This is a genomic window from Streptomyces sp. NPDC043746 (assembly GCF_056436485.1).
The window spans coordinates 153,737-174,587 of record NZ_JBWKCM010000005.1; the positions used below are offsets into that span (position 1 = coordinate 153,737).

Annotated in this window: 14 protein-coding genes and 1 pseudogene; 8 read left to right on the forward strand and 7 right to left on the reverse strand. The window is 73.6% G+C overall.

Annotation, left to right across the window (positions count from 1 at the left end; all coding sequences use genetic code 11):
* Positions 1 to 129: 129 nt before the first annotated feature.
* On the reverse strand, positions 130 to 3,138 hold the full coding sequence (locus AC0682_RS08025; RefSeq protein ID WP_478531604.1) for an SGNH hydrolase domain-containing protein: 3,009 nt from the start codon (positions 3,136 to 3,138) through the stop codon (positions 130 to 132).
* A gap of 39 nt (positions 3,139 to 3,177) precedes the next feature.
* Complete coding sequence (locus tag AC0682_RS08030) at positions 3,178 to 4,917, reverse strand: glycosyltransferase family 2 protein (protein WP_478531605.1); 1,740 nt, start codon at positions 4,915 to 4,917, stop codon at positions 3,178 to 3,180.
* Between the two features lie 352 nt (positions 4,918 to 5,269).
* Here AC0682_RS08030 and AC0682_RS08035 point away from each other — a divergent pair, with 352 nt between their 5' ends.
* Positions 5,270 to 6,088: a phosphatase gene (locus AC0682_RS08035; protein ID WP_478531606.1), complete on the forward strand. Its 819-nt coding sequence runs from the start codon at positions 5,270 to 5,272 to the stop codon at positions 6,086 to 6,088.
* A gap of 259 nt (positions 6,089 to 6,347) precedes the next feature.
* On the opposite strand, the gene AC0682_RS08040 is transcribed toward AC0682_RS08035, so the two are convergent.
* Both AC0682_RS08040 and AC0682_RS08045 read right to left on the reverse strand, forming a co-directional pair.
* On the reverse strand, positions 6,348 to 7,262 hold the full coding sequence (locus tag AC0682_RS08040; protein ID WP_478531608.1) for an acyl-CoA thioesterase: 915 nt from the start codon (positions 7,260 to 7,262) through the stop codon (positions 6,348 to 6,350).
* Between the two features lie 40 nt (positions 7,263 to 7,302).
* On the reverse strand, positions 7,303 to 8,460 hold the full coding sequence (locus AC0682_RS08045) for an acyl-CoA dehydrogenase family protein (RefSeq protein ID WP_254812510.1): 1,158 nt from the start codon (positions 8,458 to 8,460) through the stop codon (positions 7,303 to 7,305).
* Positions 8,461 to 8,925: 465 nt separating this feature from the next.
* Here AC0682_RS08045 and AC0682_RS08050 point away from each other — a divergent pair, with 465 nt between their 5' ends.
* Complete coding sequence (locus AC0682_RS08050) at positions 8,926 to 10,032, forward strand: helix-turn-helix domain-containing protein (protein ID WP_478531609.1); 1,107 nt, start codon at positions 8,926 to 8,928, stop codon at positions 10,030 to 10,032.
* Between the two features lie 113 nt (positions 10,033 to 10,145).
* Here AC0682_RS08050 and AC0682_RS08055 read toward each other — a convergent pair whose 3' ends face one another.
* Both AC0682_RS08055 and AC0682_RS08060 read right to left on the reverse strand, forming a co-directional pair.
* A complete protein-coding gene (locus AC0682_RS08055) occupies positions 10,146 to 10,736 on the reverse strand; it encodes a peptidoglycan-binding domain-containing protein (protein ID WP_478531750.1) in 591 nt (196 codons plus the stop codon).
* A 48-nt stretch (positions 10,737 to 10,784) separates the two neighbouring features.
* Positions 10,785 to 11,525, reverse strand: a pseudogene (locus AC0682_RS08060) (peptidoglycan-binding domain-containing protein); the annotation flags it as partial.
* Between AC0682_RS08060 and AC0682_RS08065 the strand changes: the two are divergent.
* From AC0682_RS08065 to AC0682_RS08080, 4 genes are all read left to right on the forward strand, one after another.
* The gene (locus AC0682_RS08065; RefSeq protein ID WP_478531610.1) at positions 11,485 to 11,877 is read left to right on the forward strand and encodes a hypothetical protein; all 393 of its coding nucleotides are present in this window, start codon (positions 11,485 to 11,487) and stop codon (positions 11,875 to 11,877) included. The pseudogene AC0682_RS08060 and the gene AC0682_RS08065 overlap by 41 nt on opposite strands.
* Positions 11,878 to 12,020: 143 nt before the next feature.
* On the forward strand, positions 12,021 to 14,105 hold the full coding sequence (locus tag AC0682_RS08070) for a peptidoglycan recognition protein family protein (protein WP_478531611.1): 2,085 nt from the start codon (positions 12,021 to 12,023) through the stop codon (positions 14,103 to 14,105).
* Positions 14,105 to 15,994 carry a PhoX family protein gene (locus AC0682_RS08075; RefSeq protein ID WP_478531612.1) on the forward strand — a complete coding sequence of 630 codons (1,890 nt, stop codon included), beginning with the start codon at positions 14,105 to 14,107 and terminating at the stop codon, positions 15,992 to 15,994. The genes AC0682_RS08070 and AC0682_RS08075 overlap by 1 nt, the downstream gene beginning before the upstream one ends.
* A gap of 78 nt (positions 15,995 to 16,072) precedes the next feature.
* Positions 16,073 to 16,444, forward strand: coding sequence for a hypothetical protein (locus tag AC0682_RS08080; RefSeq protein ID WP_478531613.1), 372 nt, complete (start codon positions 16,073 to 16,075; stop codon positions 16,442 to 16,444).
* Positions 16,445 to 16,456: 12 nt separating this feature from the next.
* Here AC0682_RS08080 and AC0682_RS08085 read toward each other — a convergent pair whose 3' ends face one another.
* Positions 16,457 to 17,974, reverse strand: a complete 1,518-nt coding sequence (locus tag AC0682_RS08085; RefSeq protein ID WP_478531614.1) for a PucR family transcriptional regulator ligand-binding domain-containing protein — start codon at positions 17,972 to 17,974, stop codon at positions 16,457 to 16,459.
* Positions 17,975 to 18,107: 133 nt separating this feature from the next.
* Between AC0682_RS08085 and speB the strand changes: the two genes are divergently transcribed.
* The gene (speB, locus tag AC0682_RS08090) at positions 18,108 to 19,097 is read left to right on the forward strand and encodes an agmatinase (protein ID WP_478531615.1); all 990 of its coding nucleotides are present in this window, start codon (positions 18,108 to 18,110) and stop codon (positions 19,095 to 19,097) included.
* Complete coding sequence (locus AC0682_RS08095) at positions 19,094 to 20,785, forward strand: thiamine pyrophosphate-binding protein (RefSeq protein WP_478531616.1); 1,692 nt, start codon at positions 19,094 to 19,096, stop codon at positions 20,783 to 20,785. Before speB ends, AC0682_RS08095 begins: the two co-directional genes overlap by 4 nt.
* Positions 20,786 to 20,851 lie beyond the last annotated feature (66 nt).

Sequence of the window (20,851 nt, forward strand, 5' to 3'; positions counted from 1 at the left end):
AAACCTGGTACCTGACGTCCGGCATCCGACGCCTGCGCGCCGCCGGTCGGAGCCGATCCTGTGATCGTGGCACAGTAGCCTGCCCGACACGCGAGCGCGCGCGCCAGTCCGTGGCCGTGCGGTCCGCGCTCAGCCCTCCCTGGTCCTCACGGTGACGTGGTCGACCCGCATCGGGTGGCCCGGCTCGGTGGCGGGACCCGCCGTCGCGCCGTCCGCCAGCGGGAGCATGCCGCCGATCGCCACGTTGAGGATCAGGAACACCCCGTGGTCCACGGTCTGTAGCCAGGTACGACGGTCCATCTCCTCGGCGCGCACCCGGAAGTGGACGCGTTCGTCCAGATACCAGCGGACCTCGTCCGCCGCGAGGTCGACCTCCACGGCGTACGTATGGAACTCCGTACGGCAGGTCGAGCACGCCTGCGGACCCGAGGTCAGCCCCACGGGCTCCCGGCACGGGCCGCCCTCCAGCACCCCGCAGTGCATCGAACCGAACACGGAGTCACGGCCGTTGACGGACTCCATGATGTCCAGCTCGCCGACGCCCGGCCAGCCGGTGTACCCGTCGCGCAGCGAGGCGCCCAGGGTCCAGAACGCGGGCCAGTACCCGGCCGCCTTCGCCCCGGTCACCTCCGGCAGCGCGATCGACGCCTCGATCCGCAGCACGCCGCCGGGCGGCGGCGCGAAGTCGGACCGCACGGTCGTGATGCGTCCCGAACTCCACTGCCCTCCCTCCCTCGTGGGGACGATCTCCAGCACGCCCCGGCCGTCCAGGCGCACGTTGTCCGTGGAGTCGGTCATGGTGGTGATCTCGCCCGTCCCCCACTGCGGGGCCGGGCAGCCGGGGTAGCAGGTGCCGAGGTCGTACTGCCAGTGGGCGGGGGAGGGGCGGGTGCCCGCCGGGCCCTCGAAGTCGTCCCGCAGCAGCTCGGTCCAGCCGTCGGGCCCGGGCGCGGGGGTGTCTGGGACTGTCCCGGCGGGGGGCAGTGCGCCCGCGTCGGTCAGCAGCCGCTCCAGGCGCGGGGTGAGGACGACGGCCGCCACGTTGGTGAGGTGGGCGTCGTCCCGGTAGAGCAGGATGCGCTCCCGGACCGCCGGGCAGGTCGGCCCCTCCGCCGGGCAGAGCACCGGGTTGACGCTGACGGTCCGGACGCCCGGCTCCGCGCCCGAGGCGATCCGCCGGGCCAGCGGATCGTCCCGGACCGCGTCCGCCCGGTCGAACGCGCAGGCGGCCGCGTCGGCCGGGGCGCCGGAGACACAGGCCGGGATGTCCGTGCCCGGTACGGGGGTGTCCTCGATGTAGACGATCGGGGCGCCGATCCCGCGCAGCGGCTTGAGCGTCTTCTCCCAGGCGGCGGCGAGTAGTTCGCGGTCGTCGGTGTACCGGTTGAGCGAGGCGATCACGATGAGCCGGGGCTTCGGCCCCGTGCGCAGGCGGTCCAGGGCGTCGGCCCGCCAGGTGTCGCACTCCCGGTAGGCGCGGCCCAGCTGCGGGCTGGTCACCGCCAACTGCGGCAGCGGGCAGCCCTGCTTGACCAACTCCTGGAGTGCCCAACCCCGTTGGGCGGCCAGTGCCAGCATCGGGGAGAACCACTGGCCCGCGTGCGAGTCACCGAGCAGCACGATCCGGTCCGGGCTGTCCACCGCCCCGAACAGGCACGCAGGGCTGCGGGTCACCTCCGGGGCGACCTGGCAGTCCCGGTCCGGCGGGAAGTCCTTGCGGGCCTGGGCCGGGTGCGGCACCACCGGACCGTCCTCCGTCGGCAGAGCGCCGGGCGGGTGCGCGAGCAGCGAGGGGCCCGAAGTCGCCCCCGGCGGCAGCCCCTTGACGTCGACCGGGGTGGCGGGGCCCATCAGGTGCAGCGTGGTGGTGCCCACGACCAGGGCGAGCACGACCGGCAGCACGATGGCGGAGACGCCCACCGCCAGGCCGCGCCGGGGGAGTTCCGAGACCGTACGGCTGCGGCGCAGCGGCTGCTCGACCCACCGCGCGGTGGCGAGCGCGGGCAGGACGGCCGCCAGCGTCCACGCCGTCTTCGCGGGCCAGTCCAGCGTACCGAGCCGGGCCTCCGCCAGAACGAGCACCGGCCAGTGCCACAGGTAGAGGGTGTAGGAGAGCCGTCCGATGGCCCGGGGGGCCCGTCCGGCGAGCAACCGGCCGACGCCGTAAGCGCCTTGGGCGTCCCGCTCGCCCCGTCCGGGTATCGCGGCGAGGATCACGGCGGCGGTGGCCAGCGTGGGGACGAGCGCCGCGTGGCCGGGGTACGGCGTCGACGCGTCGTACGCCACCACGCACCAGCCGATCGCCACCGCCCCGCCCCAGCCGCACAGCAGCCGCAGCGGACGCGGCCCGCGCAGCAGATGCCAGGGCAGCAGCGCGAGCAGCGCCCCCACCCCGAACTGCCAGACGCGCGAGGGCGTGCCGAGGTAGGCGAGCGAGACCGAGTCCTTGGTCCAGTGCAGCGACAGCACGAACGAGCCGAGGACCAGAGCGCCGGTGACCACCGCCACGACGGACCGCACGGCCCGCCCCCGCCGCACCGAACGGGCGGCGAGCACGGCGACCACCGCGAGCAGCGGGGCCCAGAACAGGTAGAACTGCTCCTCCACGGCGAGCGACCAGAAGTGCAGCAGCGGACTCTGGTCGTGCCCGGCCGCCAGATAGTCGGTCTGCTGGGAGACGAACCGCCAGTTGGCGACGGAGAGCGCCGCCGCGAGGACGTCGTACTCCAGGTCGGCGCGGCGCAGCGGTACGGTCAGCCAGGCCCCGGCCACCGCGACCGCCGCGAGCACCACGGCGGCCGAGGGCAGCAGCCGCCGGGCCCGGCGGGAGAAGAAGTCACCGAGCCGGACGCGGCCGGTGCTGATGGCCTCACGGACCAGCAGCCCGGTGATCAGGTAGCCGGAGATGACGAAGAAGACGTCCACCCCGATGAAGCCGCCCGCCAGGCCCGGTATGTCGGCGTGGAAGGCGAGGACGGCGAGGACCGCGACCGCGCGCAGCCCTTCGATGTCGGGCCGGAACGTGGAGCGGTGCGGGCTCGGCCCGGACTCACCGCCCGAGCGGGCGGCGGGCGGTGCGGGCGGCGGTGGTGCGGTGGGGCGCTTCCGGCGGGGGCCGGGAGCGAGGAGGAAGGGCATGGTGGTGAGGCCTTTCGACACGGCGGGGCGCGGCCCGGCTCAGCTCGACCAGGGGAGCATCGGGTTGACCCACCCCGAGGCGAGCAGGCCGGTGAGCAGGAGGAGGGCGGAGGCGGCGAGGGTCTCGGGCCAGCGGCGGGGCAGCACGCCGGCGGGGGAGGAGCGGAGCCGGCCGAGCGGGCCGCCCGCCCCCGCGCCGGCCCCTGCCACCGGTGCCGCCACCGCCCCCTTCGAGACCCCTGCCTCCCCGGCCGCCCCCGGGCGCAACTCGGCCCACAGGTCCCGGATCAGCGGCACGTTGATCTGGAGCTGCACCAACAGGTAGAGCAGCAGTCCCCAGTTGGGCTCCCAGCCGTTCCGGGCCACGGCCAGCGCGAGGCCGACCGTGGCGGCCCCGTTGGAGAGGGCGAGCCAGACCAGCGAGACGCCCACCACCCGGCGGGCCATCGACCCCGAACTCCCCCTGGACCGCACCCCCGTGGGCACCCAGGCGGCGCTGCGGCCCCGCAGGGTGTGCCAGAACGCGGTGGCGGCGGCCACGCTGGTCAGGACGTTGGCCCGGATCACCTCGACCCGCCAGCGGGTGCGGCTGATCCGGGGCAGCAGCACATGCCAGAGCCAGAGCGGGGCGAGCAGCGGCAGCACGTGCCAGGGCCGGATGTGGTCCGGGTACCAGAACATCATCACCAGCGGCGGCAGCGGGGCGGCGAAGGTGTTCACGGCCGTGGTGAGGTAGCCGACGACACCCTCGTAGAAGCAGAGCCGCATCCGCCAGGGGGCCCGCATCCGCTTCAGGACCGGCGTCCCGAGGAGGTGCAGGTTGCCCATCGCCCACCGGTACTGCTGGTTGACGTACGAGGTCAGCTCGTCGGGCGAGGTGCCCTTGGCGACCAGGACGGGGACGTACTGGGTGCGGAACCCCCGCTCGTGCAGGGCGAGTCCGGTGTACAGGTCCTCGCTGTGGTCGAGCCGGGCGAAGCCGCCCGCCAGGTCGATCGCGGAGCGCCGGTAGACGGCGTTGGAGCCGCAGCAGATGGCGGCGTCACTGGCGTCCCGGGACGGCTGGATCCAGCGGAAGAACCACTCCTGGGCCGAGCCGGCGGCGCGCTGGATCCACCCCATCGTCCCGTCGGTGTCGAAGCACTGGGGGCTCTGCACGATGCCGACGGCGGGGTCCGCGAGATACGGGACGAGGTGGCGCAGGAAGTCCGGGCGGGGCGCGAAGTCCGCGTCCAGGATCGCGATGAACTCCGAACTGCTCAGTTTCAGAGCGTGGTTGAGGTTGCCTGCCTTCTTCAGGTGCCCCCGGTCGGGGCGGACGACGTAGGTGTAGCCGTACGCGGCGGCAAGTTCCGCGACCTCGGGCCGGTCGCCGTCGTCCAGCACCCAGACGGTCAGCGAGCCCGGCCAGTCCAGGGCGGAGACCGCGCGGTAGGCGTTGTCGAGTACGGGCAGCGGTTCGCCGCAGGTCGGCAGATACAGGTCCACGGTGGGCAGTTCGGCGGGCTGCCAGGCCCGGACGAGGACCTCGTGCGAGGCCCGGGTCAGCCGCCGCTGACGGAGGCTGTTGACGGAGGAGAGCACCAGCGCCACGACGTTGAGGGCGAGGACCGCGAGGAACGCCCAGAGGGCCGGGGTCCGCAGGGCGAAGGCGAACATCGTGGCGGCCGTGAAGACGAAGGCCAGCGAGCTGCTCACCAGCACCCAGCGGCGCTGCGGTCCGAAGTACCAGTACAGCTCGTCGTCGGACGGAGGTTGCGGAAGGTGATGCACGGTCATATAGCCCCCCACGGCTGCGTATGTACCCGTTTCAGGTGGCCCACCCTACTGCCAAAGGTATAGACCACTTGCGCGAAATCGAGGTGACGGACGGGAATGAGACAGCGGATTGGCGTATCTCGATTGGTCCAGACCTCTGGGTGTTCCCATTCGAGCCGCTCCGCCGTCCGACCGGGGAAGGGCCAGGTCACACGCGGGTGAACAGTCCCGGAAGAGTTTTCGGGCACCCCCGGACGAGCCTCCGGAAGGGCCTGGGAAGGGGGGCGGGCACCGAGGGGCCGGGGCCCCGGCCGAGGTGTCCGCCGTACGGGACACCGGGCACTGACCGCACCCCGGGCGGCACAATGGGTGCATGCCGATACCCAGCCGCGCCGCCCTCGTCGACCACCTCGTCCGTACGCGTATCGCGGGGGACGTGGCCACGCCTCGCGACAACAACCTCTCCCACTACCGCAAGCTCGCCAACGGTGACCGCCACTACTGGCTGGGCCTGGAGCTGGGCGACCGCTGGACCGACGAACAGGACGTGCTCGCGGTGATGGCCGAGCGGTGCGGGGTCGACGACGACCCCGCGCACCGGACGGGCCAGGACACCATCGACCCCGAGCTGACCGTCGACGCCCTGGAGCGGACGGCGGCCCGTCTGCGCAAGGCCGCCGACGGCCGGGAGCGGGTCCTCTTCGCCACCGGCCACCCCGGCGGCCTGCTGGACGTGCACCGGCGGACGGCGGACGCCCTGCGCCGCGCGGGCTGCGAGATCGTCCGCATCCCGTCCGGACTGATCGCGGACGAGGGGCTGGTCGTCCAGTTCGCGGATGTCGCGATGCTGGAGCGCGGGGCGACCCTCTGGCACACCCACTCCCCGGCCCCCATGGCGGCCATCCTGGACGCCATGGCGCACCTGGGCCGCCCGCTGCCCGACCTCGTCGTCGCGGACCACGGCTGGGCGGGATGCGCGGGCCAGCGCGGACTGGACGCGGTCGGCTACGCGGACTGCAACGACCCGGCCCTCTTCCTGGGCGAGTCGGAGGGCACCCTCCAGGTCACCGTCCCCCTGGACGACCACGTCACCGACCCGCGCTTCTACGACCCGATGACGGAGTACCTGCTGCACGCGGCGGGGCTGCTGGAGGACGAGGCGCCGGTGGAGGAGGCCGAGCCGGCCGCGTAGGGGCCGGTGCCGAGGGCCCGGGGCTACGGACCGTCCGGGGCCGGACTGCCAGGTGCGGCAGGCCCTCGCCGTCCGCGCCCCGGCGGCGGGGCGGCCCTTGGGCACGCCCACCGCCCCGAGGGGAACCGCTTCCGCGGCTCCGCCTCCTCCCGGGCCCACTCGCCCATGGCCGCCCCGGCCGTGTGCCGGACGTCGGCCTTCGCGGCGCTCGTGGCTCTCGCGGCGCGGAGTGTGTCCGAATGGCGACCTCGGGCGGCGCTCATCCCCGGGGCACGCGGACGACACCCTCCTGGATGACGGTGATCGCCAGACGCCCGTCGGCGGTGTAGATCCGGGCCTGGCCCAGACCCCGCCCGCCGGAGGCCGAGGGGGACTCCTGGTCGTACAGCAGCCACTCGTCCGCCCGGAACGGCCGGTGGAACCACATCGCGTGGTCCAGGCTCGCCCCGACCACGTCCCCGACCGCCCAGCCGCCCCGCCCGTGGGCCAGGAGCACCGAGTCCAGCAGGGTCATGTCGGAGACGTACGTGGCCATGCAGACATGCAGCAGCGGGTCGTCCGCCAGCTTGCCGTTGGTCCGGAACCACACCTGCGACCGGGGCTCGCGCGCCTTGCCCACGGTCCCGAACGGCGGCTCGTCCACATACCGCAGATCGACGGCGGCCCGCGCCTCGCTCAGCCGGTCCGCCATCCCCGGGTCGGCGAAGAGGTGCGCGTACCGGGGCAGCGTCTCGGCGGCCGTGGGCAGGGTCTCCGGATCGGGGGCCGCGGGCATCTCCGCCTGGTGCTCCAGCCCTTCCTCGTGACTCTGGAAGGACGCGGAGAGGTGGAAGATCGGCTGCCCGTGCTGGACGGCGACCACCCGGCGGGTGGTGAAGGACTTCCCGTCGCGGATGCGGTCCACGGTGTAGACGATGGGCGCGCCCGGATCGCCCGCGCGCAGGAAGTACGCGTGCAGGGAGTGGGCGGACGGGGTCCCCCCTGCTCCGGCGGAGCCGAGGGCTCGGGGCGGGTCGGCCGGGACCGTACGGCCGGCGGCGACCAGCGCCTGGGCCGCGACCTGCCCGCCGAACACCCGGGGCACGACCGCGCTGCGGCTCGTGCCCCGGAAGATGTCCCGCTCGATCCGCTCCAGGTCGAGCAGGTCGAGCAGGGAATCGAGTGCTGCGCTCATGGAGGGAACGCCGTCCTTGCCGATCCGGTTTCCGAAGCGATCACAGCCCCATCGACTTGGCGATGATCGACTTCATGACCTCGCTGGTGCCGCCGTAGATGCGGTTGACGCGGTTGTCCGCGTACAGGCGGGCGATCGGGTACTCGTTCATGAAGCCGTAGCCGCCGTGCAGCTGGAGGCAGCGGTCGATCACGCGGTGCGCGACCTCGGTGCAGAACAGCTTGGCGGAGGCGGCCTCGGCCGCCGTCAGCTCACCGGCGTCCAGCGCCTCCAGTGCGCGGTCCGCGACGGCCTGGGCCGCGTCCACCTCGGCCTGGCAGGCGGCCAGCTCGAACTTGGTGTTCTGGAAGGAGGCGACGGGCTTGCCGAAGACCGTGCGGTCCTGCACGTACTCCTTGGCGAACCGGACGGCCGCCGCGGCCTGGGCGTACGCGCCGAAGGCGATGCCCCAGCGCTCGGAGGCCAGGTTGGTGCCGAGGTAGCCGAAGCCCTTGTTCTCCTCGCCCATCAGGTCCTCGACCGGGACCTTGACGTCGACGAACGCCAGCTCGGCGGTGTCGGAGGTGCGCAGGCCCAGCTTGTCGAGCTTGCGGCCGACCGAATACCCCTCGGACGTGGTGTCGACGGCGAAGAGGGAGATGCCGAAGCGGCGGTCGTCCTCGCGCGGGGCGGCGGTACGGGCGCAGACGATGACGCGGTCGGCGTGCACGCCACCGGTGATGAAGGTCTTCGCGCCGTTGAGGACGTAGTGCGTGCCGTCCTCGGAGAGCTTGGCGGTGGTCTTCATGCCCGCGACGTCGGAGCCGGTGCCCGGCTCGGTCATCGCGAGGGCCCACATCTCCTCACCGGTCGCGAACTTCGGCAGCCAGCGCTTCTTCTGCTCGTCGGTGGCGAGCATCTTGATGTACGGGAGGCCGAGCAGCGTGTGCACGCCGGAGCCGCCGAAGGTGACACCCGCACGGGCGGTCTCCTCGTAGATCACGGCCTCGTACTTGTGCGAGTCGATGCCCGCGCCGCCGTACTCCTCGTCCACCTCGATGCCGAAGATGCCCAGCTCGCCCAGCTTGAGGTAGAAGTCGCGCGGTGCCTGGCCGGCGGCGAACCACTCGTCGTAGACCGGCACGACCTCGGCGGCGATGAAGGCGCGGATGGTCTCCCGGAACGCCTCGTGGTCCTCGTTGAATACCGTACGGCGCACGGGGTGCCTCCCTGGTCGGCTGGTGTGTCGGTCGCTCGCGCACGCTCACCGGACATGGCTAAGCGCTTGCTCATTCTCCATCGAAGTTACCGGTCGGTCACGGAGCTGTCCAGGGTGATGCTGAGCACGCGCTCCCGCTCCCGCCGTACGGGTGCGGCCCCGCCCGGACCGCGTCGTGAAGTGAGGGGGCGGCATCCAGTGCGCCCCCGGCTGCCGCGGATCGACGCCTTCCCGGCGTTGGGCATGTACACGATCGCGGCTGCGGCGTGGAGGCGGTGGCGGGCGAGGCCCCCGGTGGGACCCGCACCCAGGGACCCCCCGCCGCAACCACCGTCCCCACAAAGGCTGCTGAGGCTTTCGGTCGTACAGTCTCGGCCAGGTTTCGTTGGTGCCGACGGTCTCGGACACCTTCACGCTTTAAGGTGCCTTTACTTGGACCGTGAGTGCGTGGCAGGAAGGCACAGCATGACGTCGGAGCGTCGAAGAGCCGAAGCGGCGGCCCCGGAACTGTCGGAGGAACTCCGCAGGCTGCGTGAACTCAACAGGCTGACTCTCGCCGCGCTGGCGAAGCGCACCAACTACAGCAAGTCGTCCTGGGAGCGGTATCTCAACGGCAAGGTGATACCGCCCGAATCCGCCGTACTGGCCTTCGCGCAGACCGTGGGTGTACGCCCCGACGAGCTGTTGATACTCAGGAACCGGGCCGAGCGTGCCGAGCGTGAGCAGGCGGGGGACGCGCCGGTCGCAGGCCCCGCGGCGGCCGGGTCCGGGGGGCGGGCGGCCACCGGACCGGGCCGCGCGGCGGGAGGTGAGGCGGTCCTGGAGGCAGGGGGACCGGGCGATGCGGAGGTCGTCGGCCACACCACCGGAACGTCCCTCGCCGCTTCGGCTGCCGCGCCCGCGCCGGTCCCGCCCCCGGCAGCCGTGCCCGCCGCCGCGTCGGGCACGGCGGCGGCCCCCGCGCCGGACCTCGCCGCCGGGGCCGGTGGAGCCGCTGACGGCGGGGGGCCGCCGAGCCCCCGGAAGACGTTCGCCGGGCTGTGGCGCAAGGGGCTCGTCCTCGCGGGTGTCGCGAGCGTGGGGGCGGCCGTCGGCCTGGCGGTGGGGATCCCGCTCGGTACGGACCAGGGGGAGAGGGGGCGGGCCGGGGCCGCGTCGGGCGCCCTGGTGGGCGAGGAGCGGGCGGCGGGCGGCCCCGGCTGCATCGGGACCGAGTGCCGGGAGAAGGACCCGCAGCGGCTGAACTGCCACATCGGCGTCTGGACGGCGGCCGTCGCCCAACGCGGGGACGCGTACCTGGAGTTGCGGTACAGCCCCGGCTGCCGGGCGGCCTGGGCGCGGCTCACCGAGGCGGGGGTGGGGGACACCGCGCGGGTCATGACCGAGCAGGGCGTGGCCCAGGAGCGGTCGATCAGCTATGACGGGGACACGTACTCCATGATGGTCGAGGCGCCCTACCCGGCCGCGGTGAAGGCGTGCGCGGAACTGCGCGACGGGGCGAGCTTCTGCACCGGCCCCGGCGGCGGGAAGCCCCTGCGCGAATCCGTCACCGACGAGAGCGAGCGGGGCTGATCCCACGGAGACGGGGGCGGGCCCCGGGGGCCGCGGGCAGCAGCCACCGGGACCCGCCGTAGTGCCCTCGGCAGGCTCTCTGTCGCTCTGTGTCGCCGGTGTCCTCGGCGGACTCAGTTGTGGAACGTGGCGTCCCAGTGGCTGCCCTCGCGCGCGTAGATGTTGCCCGAGGCGGACTTGTACTGGGCGGCGCCGTCACCCCGGTCGGCGATGCGGGTGAAGGTGCGGGTGATGTAGTTGCTGATGCAGGTCTGCGGGGAGAAGTCGATCTTGTAGCCGTTCCAGTGGCTGTACGTGCCCTGCGCGTGGCCCGTCTCCGTGCCGCCGGTGACCACGATCGGGCAGCCGCTGGCGCGCTTCAGCGTGACGGTGCCCTCGGCGGTGGTCCTGCGCATCTGCTCGAAGGACGTGCACGTACGGACGTTGCGGTCCGAGCAGTTGCCGGAGGAGGTCCAGGTGATGCCCGCGCCGTTGAACATCGAGGCGACCTGGGCGTGTGTCAGCTTGGTGGAATCGCCGCCCCCACCGCCGGAGCCCGAGCCGGAGACCAGCGCCCGCCAGGTGTCGGGGCCCACGATCCCGTCCGCGCTCAGCCCCTTGCTCTGCTGGAACTTCCTTACGGCGGAGGCCGTGCCCGAACCGAAGGCGCCGTCCACGGTCAGGCCGTGACCGTACCGGTTGAGCTGCACCTGCGCCGCCTTCACCGCGCTGCCGTTCGAGCCGGAGGAGACCGTGACGACCAGCTTGGACCAGGTGTCGGGGCCGACGATCCCGTCGGCGGTGAGGCTCTGGGAGCGCTGGAAGCTCTTCACCTTGTCGGCGGTGCCGCTGCCGAAGACCCCGTCGGCCGCGGTGGCGTGGTTCCGGGCGGTGAGGAGGTGCTGGATGGTGGTGACATTGGCGCCGGTGCTGCCGCTGCCCACCACGGGCCAGCTCGCGGCCTGGGCGGCGGGGGCGCTCAGGAGGGTCGCGAGCACCGCTGCCAGGACCGTGGCGAGCAGGGCGGGGAGACGTCTCATGCGGATGTGTCCTTCGTTTCCTTCGGGCGGACTTCCTTGACGCGCACCAGTCTTGACCGCCCCGGCGGCCGATCCGCCGACTCCTGGGAGAACCGGGGACGGCCCGGGACGGCCCACGCTCCGGGGACGCCCCTGACCTGCGCGGACCCGGCCGGGGCGGGGCTGCGGCAGGGACGTGCGAGGGACGGGTGCGGGACGGCGCCCGGCGGGCGGGAGAGGCCGCGGGGGCGTCCCCGTGCGGGCGGGGACGTCCCGACCCGTCCCACGTACCGGAGGGAAACCGCAGCTCACGGCGGCGGCCGTCCCCAACTTATCCCGCATGCGGCCGGATTCCTGGCTCTCCCGGGCCGGGGACGGCGACGCTCCTGGCACCGCCCGTCCTTCCCGCACCCGCTGATGACGGCGTTGTGGACCACCAGCCTCAGGAAGAGACATGAAGAAGAGCAGGATCCTCGTCCCCGCCGCCGCGGCCATGGCCGCCGTGATCGGATTCGCCGGCCCCGCCCAGGCGGCCACCGCCTCCGTCTCGGGCACGCTGAAGTCGACGACCACGTACTACACGACGGCCCGCACGATCTCGGTCAGCGGCTCGAACATCTACCTGAAGATCGACGCGCGCTCCGTCGACATGAAGGTCTTCTGGTACAAGTGCGGCGACCGCAGCGTGCGCGGCCAGTCCGTCCACTTCGCCGCCCACGACACCGGCCGCAAGCGGCTCGGCACCAACTTCGCGGCCGGCACCTCCTTCTGCCTGGGCGCCGGGGGCGACTTCGCCGAGGGCACCCGTACCTGGAGCGGCAAGCTCGACTGGAACGTCACCTCCTGACCCGCGGGAGGACCGCCGGGCCCGCCACGGGGGAGCGGGCCCGGCCGGTGCGCGGGCGCGCCCGCCCGTACCTCCCGTTCCCTCCCCTCTCCCCGTACGTCCAGCAGATCCGTGAGAGCCGAGAGAGCGGTGATCCAAGGGCCATGGCGTCCGTCACCATCCAGAAGAGGTCCGTATGGGCCGCGCACATCGACATGCCGTTGGCCACGCGCCTGTGGGAGGGCCGCGACAACGACTGGTACATCCGCGCCTACGGCGGACCGCCGCAGCCCTCCGACCTGACCTGGGAGCCGTGGCGGGGCGGGGTCTTCGTCCACTACATAGGCAGCCGCACCTCCTTCTCCCCGGCCTCGGAGGCGGACTGCCGCAAGAAGGTCGCGAGCATGTTCGCCGACCACTACCCGGACTCCGGCGACGTCAAGTACAACTTCCTCGTCTGCCCGCACGGCACGGTCTACGAAGGCCGGGGCTACCAGCGGGGCGAGGCGAACGGCGGCGCCCCCATCGCCCTGAGCGGCGGGCGTGAACTCGGCCGCAACGCCGCCTTCTACTCGGTCCAGGGCATGCTGGGCGTCCCCGACAAGCCGCAGTCCGCGATGCTCGCGTCGATGAAGAAGCTCATCCACCACCTGCGCTACGAACTCCCGCGCGAGCGGCGGGCCGGAGGGGAACTCCTCCCGCACCGGGCAGGCGGCTGGGACACCGAGTGCCCCGGGGCGAACCTGCTCCCGTACGCGAAGGCCGGCTCGTCCATCGACCCCGAACCGCCCGCCAAGCAGGGCGCGGAGGCCGCCGCCCTGAACATCATCTCCCGGGGCGCCTGGGGAGCACGGGCCCCGAAGTCGGTCGTCAAGGTGCCCGCGTCGGAGCGCCGGGGATTCGTGGTGCACTACTCGGCCGGTCCGGCCTCGCAGACCGTGCGGCAGATCCAGAACTACCACATGGACTCCAACGGCTGGTCGGACATCGGCTACAACTTCCTGGTGGACACCGCCGGCCGCATCTACGAGGGCCGCGGCTGGCACAGCGAGGGCGCCCACACCTCCGGTTACAACCGGTCGCACATCGCCGTCTGCTTCATCGGCCTGGACGGTGACGCCACCAAGGCGGCCAAGGTCTCGATCCGCAGCCTCTACGAGAAGGCGAACGCCGTCTTCGGCCGGACGCTCTCCAAGACCTACCACAGTGCGCTGGGCTCCACCTCCTGCCCCGGCAACGACCTCCGCTCCTGGGTGGGTTCGGGGATGCCGGTGGACGGCTGGTCGGACATCGGGGACGGGGACGGCGGCAAGGACACCGGTGGCGTGCGCTCGGTGGCCTCCCAGCAGAAGGCGGTCAACAGCCTCGGCTACACACCGCCGTTGGACGTCGACGGCATCACGGGCCCGAAGACCGTCGCCGGGATCAAGTGGCTCCAGGCCAGGGTCGGCGTCACCGCGGACGGCATCTGGGGCCCGGACACGGAGGCCGCCTACCGCGCCTACACCAGCACCGGCGGCGCCGGCAAGGGCATGAGCTCGATCCGGTCCATCGCCTCCCAGCAGAAGGCGGTCAACGACCTGGGCCACACGCCGAAGCTGGATGTCGACGGCGTCTTCGGCCCGCGGACCGAGTCCGGTGTGAAGTGGCTCCAGACCAGGGCCGGGGTCCCGGCGGACGGACTGTGGGGCCCCGCCACGGAGGCCGCCTACCGCGATCTCGTCAAGGGCGGCGCCACCTGGTCCGACGGCGGCCTGACGACGGTCCGGTCCGTCCTGCGCCAGCAGAAGGCGGTCAACAGCCTGGGATACACCCCCAAGTTGACCGAGGACGGGCTTTTCGGCCCGCAGACCGAGACCGGGGTCAAGTGGCTCCAGGCCCGGGTGGGCGTCACGGCGGACGGCCTCTGGGGCCCGGACACCGAGACCGCGTTCACCCGCTTCTCCGACGGCCCGAACCTGACCGTGGACGGCGACTTCGGCCCCCGGACGATCGCCTCCACCCAGCGGGCCATCGGCGTCACCGCCGACGGCGTCTGGGGCGCCGCGTCCAAGCGCGCGCTCCAACGCCACCTCAACACCTGGTCCGACGCCGGACTGACCGTGGACGGGGACATCGGCCCGAACACGGTGAAGGCCCTGCAACGCCACCTGATGCTGATGACCGGCACCAAGCTCACGATCGACGGCGCCTGGGGTGCGACCACCACCAAGGCGCTCCAGACCGCGCTGAACCAGGGGAGGTTCTGATGCGCGAGGACACGCAGACCACCACCCACCCGACGGCCGGCCCCTCCAGACGGGGCGTGGTCGCCGGTGGCGCACTCGCCGCCGCCGGACTGCTCGCCCTGGGCACGTCGGCGGCAGCCGCGCTCGCCCCCGCCACCACGGCCCCGTCCGCCGGGTCCCCGCCGCCGCCGAGCGGGGCGGCGGCCCGCCGGGGTCTCGCGCAGTTCACGGCGGTCGCGGCGAGCGAGGCGGACACCGTCGCCGTACCGACCGGCTTCCGGGCCGATGTCCTCGCCCCCTGGGGCGACCCCGTCCACCCGACCGGGCCCGCCTGGCGGGCGGACGCGAGCGCGCCGGCCGCTGACCAGGCGAACCAGATCGGCAGCCACCACCACGGAGTCCAGTTCCTCCCGCTCGACGACGGGCCGGAGGGCGAGCCGCGCGGGCTCCTGGTGATCAGCCACGAGAGCACGGACCCGGCCCTGCTGGGGGGCGACGCCCGTAAGGCCATGGCCGCACAGGGCCTCACCGTGCTGGAGATGCGGGAGGTCGACGGCATCTGGGAGGTCGTGGACTCCGCGAACAACCGCAGGATCACCGCCGATTCGCCCGTACGGTTCTCCGGCCCGGTCCCGGCGCCGGGACCCGCGACGGGCCGGGCGCGCGGGGTGCTGGCACCGAGCGGTCAGGGCCTCACCCCCTGGGGTACCTGTCTGGTGGCCGAGGAGAACGCCAACGCCGTCTTCGGGACCGACGACCCGGAGTGGCGGCGCGGTGAGGCCCACGTACGGTACGGGCTGTCCGCCGGCGGCCACGGACACCCCTGGCACCGGGCGGACGAGCGCTTCGACCTGGCCTCCGCCCAGGCGAGCCCCGAGCAGTTCGGCTGGATCGTGGAGCTGGACCCCCGGGACCCCTCGGCGCCCCCGGTCAAGCGGACCGCGCTCGGCCGGTTCGCCCACGGCGGCGCCACCGTGACCGAGGCGGCCGGACGCCTCGTCGTCTACAGCGCGGACGCGGAGGACGCCGAGTACCTGTACAAGTACGTCAGCGCGGGTGACTGGCGGGAGCTGCGGGCGAGGGGCCGAAGCCCACTGGACCACGGGACGCTGTACGCGGCCCGGTTCGACGCCGACGGGACCGGCCGCTGGCTCCCGCTGAGCCACGGCCACGGCCCGCTCACCCGCGACAAGGGCTGGCGCGACCAGGCCGACGTCCTCCTCCGGGCCCGGCTGGCCGCCGACGCCCTGGGCGCCACCCCGCTGGCCCGGCCCGAACGCGTCGCCGTGAACCCGAGGGACGGCCAGGCCTACCTGGCACTGGCCAACAGCCCCGGCGGCTCGACGTGCACCAGCGGCGATGCGCCGACCGCCGCCGCCCAGGGGGTGTGCCGCACCGACCCGTACGGCCGCATCATCCGCTGGCGCGAGCAACCGGCCGGCCGCCGCACCCGGCAACCCGCCTTCCGCTGGGAGGAGTTCCTGGCCGCCGACGACCCGGACCGCCCGGCCGACGGGACCTTCGCCGCCCCCAAGGGCCTCTGGTTCTCCGCCGACGGCACGCTGTGGATCTCCACCGGGATCTCCGGCCGCGACCTGGGCGGCCCCGCGCCCCTCCACCGGGCGGCCGGGAACAACGCACTACTGGCCGCCGACCCTACGACCGGTGAGGTACGCCGCTTCCTCACCGCCCCCCGAGGCGCCGAGGTCACCGGCGTGACCACCACCCCCGACGCCCGGACGCTCCTCGTCAACATCCAGCACCCCGGCGAGCGCACCACCCGCTGGGGCACCCCGGACGCGAACAGCCCGCGCGAGGTGAGCAACTGGCCCGACCACCACCGCTCCGGCCGCCCCCGCTCGGCCACGGTGGCGGTCCGCAGAGCGGACACGCGCACTACGGGTGCCTGAACGCGGCCCGTGGCCCCCCACCTCCCGAATCCGACCATCCAACCCCCCTGTCACACCGAACAGTCGAGGAAAGAAGCCATGCCCGCAGTCCCTCTCGCCCGCACCTGCGCGGCCGTCGCCGGAGCCCTGATCATGGCCGCGGGGCTCGTCACCTCCGCGGCGTCCGCCGCCGAGGCCGCGGTGCCCGGCGACTGCCCGTACCCGTACGTCTGCTTCTACGACACCAAGGGGAAGAAGACCGGCCAGTTCCGGGACATCACCAGCCAGTACCAGACGGTCGGAGCCAGCGCGTACGCCTCACGGATCTACAACTCGCGCAAGGACGACGGCGCCCGCATCCGCTACAGCGACGGGTACACCCGCTGCGTCAAGCCGGGTGAGTCCTCCGGGGTCTCACGGGGCCACACCAAGTTGACGGGCATCAGGATCTCCTCGTCCCCGACCTGCTGACACACTCCGCCGTCACGGACCGGTCGGCTCTTCCAGGCGCAGCGCCAGCCACAACTCCGTCCGCACGTCCATGTCGTCGAGGTCCATCCCCAGCAACTCCGCACACCGTCCGACACGTTGTCGGACGGTGTTGCGGTGTACGGCCAGGGCCACCGCAGTACGGTCCCAACTGCCGTGCAGGGAGAGCCAGCAGCGCAGAGTGTCGGCCAGGGGCGGGGTGAGCGGGGCGAGGAGGGCGCGGGCGTGGGCGGCCGCCCGGTCGGGTGGGATCAGGGCGGCCAGGCCGGTGGCGGGGGACTCCGTCGCCAGGGGGGCGCGGGTCGCCTGCGCGTGGGCCAGGGCACGGGCCGCCCGGAGGTCGGCGGTGGTGAGGGCGGAAAGCGGGGCGGGGGCGGAGGCGCCCAGGGTCCAGCCCGGTCGCGGGGCGGGGGCGTGGGGCTCCTGGAGCAGGACCCGTACCGCGTCGCCCTCCCCGTGCCCCGCGTCCACCAGGGTCGAGCCCAGCGACGCCCCGAGCGCCCCCGCCGTCAGGGCGTCCGCCCGCGTGCCGTCCGTACGGCGGGCGTGGACCACCGTCCAGGGGCCGTCCGGGCCCAGCAGGGGGGCCACCTCGGCGGGGGAGGCGCCCAGCAGCAGCCGTACGAGCGCTGCCGAGCGGTCCGCCGCGTCCGCGCCCTGGTGCGGGGCGGCCAGGAGGGAGAGCAGGACCACCGCGATCCCGGCCACCGTGTGGTCGCCCGGTTCCCGCCGACGGGTCGCCAGGGCCAGGGCGAGGGCCTGGCCCTGGCCCTGAAAGGAGGCGGGAGAGGCCTCGCCGCCCAGCGCGTACGCCGACAGATGGGCCTCGCCCGCCGTGTCCGTGGCCGAGGCGGGGGCGCCCGGGCGGTCGCGGGTGACCAGTCCGGCCAGGCGGGTCAGGGCCGCGGCTGCCTCCGGGGACGGGCGGCGGCCCGCCGCGTGCAGCTCCTCGCCGCCCGCCGTCAGCAGGGCCGCCCGGCCCTCCAGGTGGGCGGCGAGCTGGTGGAGGACCGCCGGTACGGGGTCGGGGCGGGCCGCCGCCGTCGCCAGGGCCTGCTGGGCACGGGTCACCCGGCGCAGCTCCCGGTGGCGGGCCTCGGCCATCAGCCGCCACACCGCCCGTGCGATCGTCGTGAACGGGGTCTTCGGCGGCACCTCCAGCAGCGGCAGGCCGTGCCGGTCGCACGCCTCGACCAGCGCCTCCGGGACGCTCTCGTGCACCGGCCGCACGCCGAACCCCAGCGCCGCCGCCCCCGCCTCCACCAGCCGCGCCACATAGCGGTCCGGGTCCGCGAGCAGCACCCCGGCGCTCAGCAGCAGCTCACCGCCGAGGAGATACGGGTAGGGGTCGGCCATCTCCGATGTGTGCACCCAGAGCAGGTCGGCGTCGGGCGGGCCCGCGATCCGGCGCAGGCCCAGCTCCTCGCGGGCGAGCAGGGCGGAGAGCGGGACGGGGGGCGTGGGCGGTCCCGGGGCGGCCTCGGAGGGCGATGGCATGGATGATTCGTCCATTCAGGGCGATGCTGGTGGAGGAAACGTACACTTCTGCCCCGCCTCCGGGCCACCTACCGTCTTCCTCGCACCCGTGTCTGCCCGCACCCCGCACACTGGACACCGTACGAACCCGAAGGAAAGGCACACCCCCATGAGCAGCAACGAAGCGCCGCGCGGCCCCGTCGACTCCTCCCGCATCCCGCGGTACGCCGGGCCCGCGACGTTCGCCCGGCTGCCCCGGCTCGACGAGGTCGGGCGCACCGACGTCGCCGTCGTCGGCGTGCCCTTCGACAGCGGGGTCTCCTACCGGCCCGGCGCCCGCTTCGGCGGCAACGCCATCCGTGAGGCCTCCCGGCTGCTGCGCCCGTACAACCCGGCCCAGGACGCCTCCCCGTTCGCCCTCGCGCAGGTCGCGGACGCCGGGGACATCGCGGCCAACCCCTTCAACATCAACGAGGCCGTGGAGACCGTCGAGGCCGCCGCCGACGACCTGCTCTCCACGGGCGCCCGTCTGATGACCCTCGGCGGCGACCACACCATCGCCCTGCCCCTCCTGCGCTCCGTCGCCAAGAAGCACGGGCCCGTCGCCCTGCTCCACTTCGACGCCCACCTGGACACCTGGGACACCTACTTCGGTGCCGAGTACACCCACGGCACCCCCTTCCGCCGGGCCGTCGAGGAGGGCATCCTCGACACCTCCGCCCTCTCCCACGTCGGCACCCGCGGCCCGCTCTACGGCAAGCAGGACCTGACCGACGACGAGAAGATGGGCTTCGGCATCGTCACCTCCGCCGACGTCATGCGGCGCGGCGTCGACGAGATCGCCGACCAGCTGCGCCAGCGCATCGGGGACCGGCCGCTCTACATCTCCATCGACATCGACGTCCTGGACCCGGCGCACGCCCCCGGCACCGGAACCCCCGAGGCCGGCGGCATCACCTCCCGTGAGCTGCTGGAGATCCTGCGCGGGCTCGCCTCCTGCCACCTGGTCTCCGCCGACCTGGTCGAGGTGGCGCCCGCGTACGACCACGCCGAGATCACCTCCGTGGCCGCCTCCCACACCGCGTACGAGCTGACGACGATCATGTCCCGCCAGATCGCGGCGGCGAAGGACGCCACCGGAGCCGGGAACGCCGCGTGAGCCACGACCACGACGACCGGCCGCGGCTCACCGCCGCCCAGGCCGCCGCCGTACTGACCCCGCCGCCCGGCCGCACCGGCGGTGACCTCGTCGTCGAGTCCCTCCAGGGGCTCGGCGCGACCACCGTCTTCGGGCTGCCCGGACAGCACGCGCTCGGCATGTTCGACGCGCTGCGCCGCTCGTCGCTGCGGTACGTCGGGCTCCGCGTCGAGAACAACGCCGGGTTCGCCGCCGACGCCTACGGCCGGATCACCGGCGAGGTCGCCCCGCTCCTCCTCTCCACCGGGCCCGGCGCGCTCACCTCGCTCGCCGCGCTCCAGGAGGCGGCCGCCGCCTCCGCGCCCGTCCTCGCGATCGCCAGCCAGGTCCCCACGGCGGGGCTCGGCGGCGGGCGCCACGGCTATCTCCACGAGCTGCGCGACCAGCAGGCCTCCGTCCGGGACATCGTGAAGTCCGTGCACACCGTGCGGGCCGCCTCGCAGATCCCGTCCGCGATCGCCGCCGCCTGGGAGTCCGCGCTGACCGCCCCGCACGGGCCGGTCTGGGTGGAGATCCCGCAGGACGTGCTGCTGGCGGAGACGACCCTGCCGGTCGTCAGCGCCATGGACGCCACCCCGCGCGAGCTGTACCCGCGCCCCGAGCTGACGGTCGCCGCCGCGCACCTGCTGTCCAACGCCGAACGCCCGGTGATCATCGCGGGCGGCGGAGTCGTACGCTCCGACGCCTCCGGCAAGCTGCGCGCGCTGGCGGAGAGGATCGACGCCCCCGTCGTCACCACCTTCGGCGGCAAGGGCGCTTTCCCCTGGGAGCACCCGCTCTCGCTGCGCTCCTGGCTGGAGGACCGGCACACCACCGACTTCCTGGAGGACGCGGACGTCCTGCTCGTCGTCGGCTCGGGGCTCGGCGAACTCTCCTCGAACTACCACACCTTCCGCCCGCGCGGCCGGGTCATCCAGATCGAGGCGGACGCCGGGAAGCTGGAGTCCAACCACCCCGCGCTCGGCATCCACTCCGACGCCCGCGAGGCCCTGTCCGACCTGCTGGAGACGGTCGAACGGCGGAAGGACCCCGGGGCGGCGGAGCGCGTCCGTACGGTGCTGGAGAAGGTACGGGTCCGGATCGACGCCCAGGAACTGGCCCTGGAGCAGCAGGTCCTGGCCGCCGTCCGCCAGGCGCTGCCGGACGGGTCGCCCAGCTTCTGGGACATGACGATCCTGTCCTACTGGGCCTGGTCCGCCTTCGACGCCCGGCGCCCCAACACCATGCACTCCGCCCAGGGCGCGGGCGGCCTCGGCTACGCCTTCCCGGCGGCCGTCGGGGCTGCCGCCGCCGACCCCACGACCCCGGTGCTCGCGGTCTCCGGGGACGGCGGGGCGATGTACTCCATCGCGGAGCTGGCCACCGCCCGTCAGTACGACGCGCCGCTGACCTGGCTGATCGTGGACGACGGGGGCTACGGCATCCTGCGCGAGTACATGACGGACGCCTACGGGCCGGCCTCGGCCGCCGATGCCACCGAACTGTCCCGCCCGGACTTCGTCGCCCTCGCGGAGTCCTTCGGCGTCCCGGCCGTCCGCACCACCCCGGACTCCCTCGCCGCCGACCTCACCCAGGCCCTCGCGGCCCCGGGACCGTCCGTCGTGGTGCTTCCGGCCCTGCTGCGGATGTTCGAGCCGACGCATCTGTAAGACGCCGACGCGTCTGTCATGCGCCGATGCCTCCGCAGGGGCCCGATCCCTCGCGGAGGGATGAAA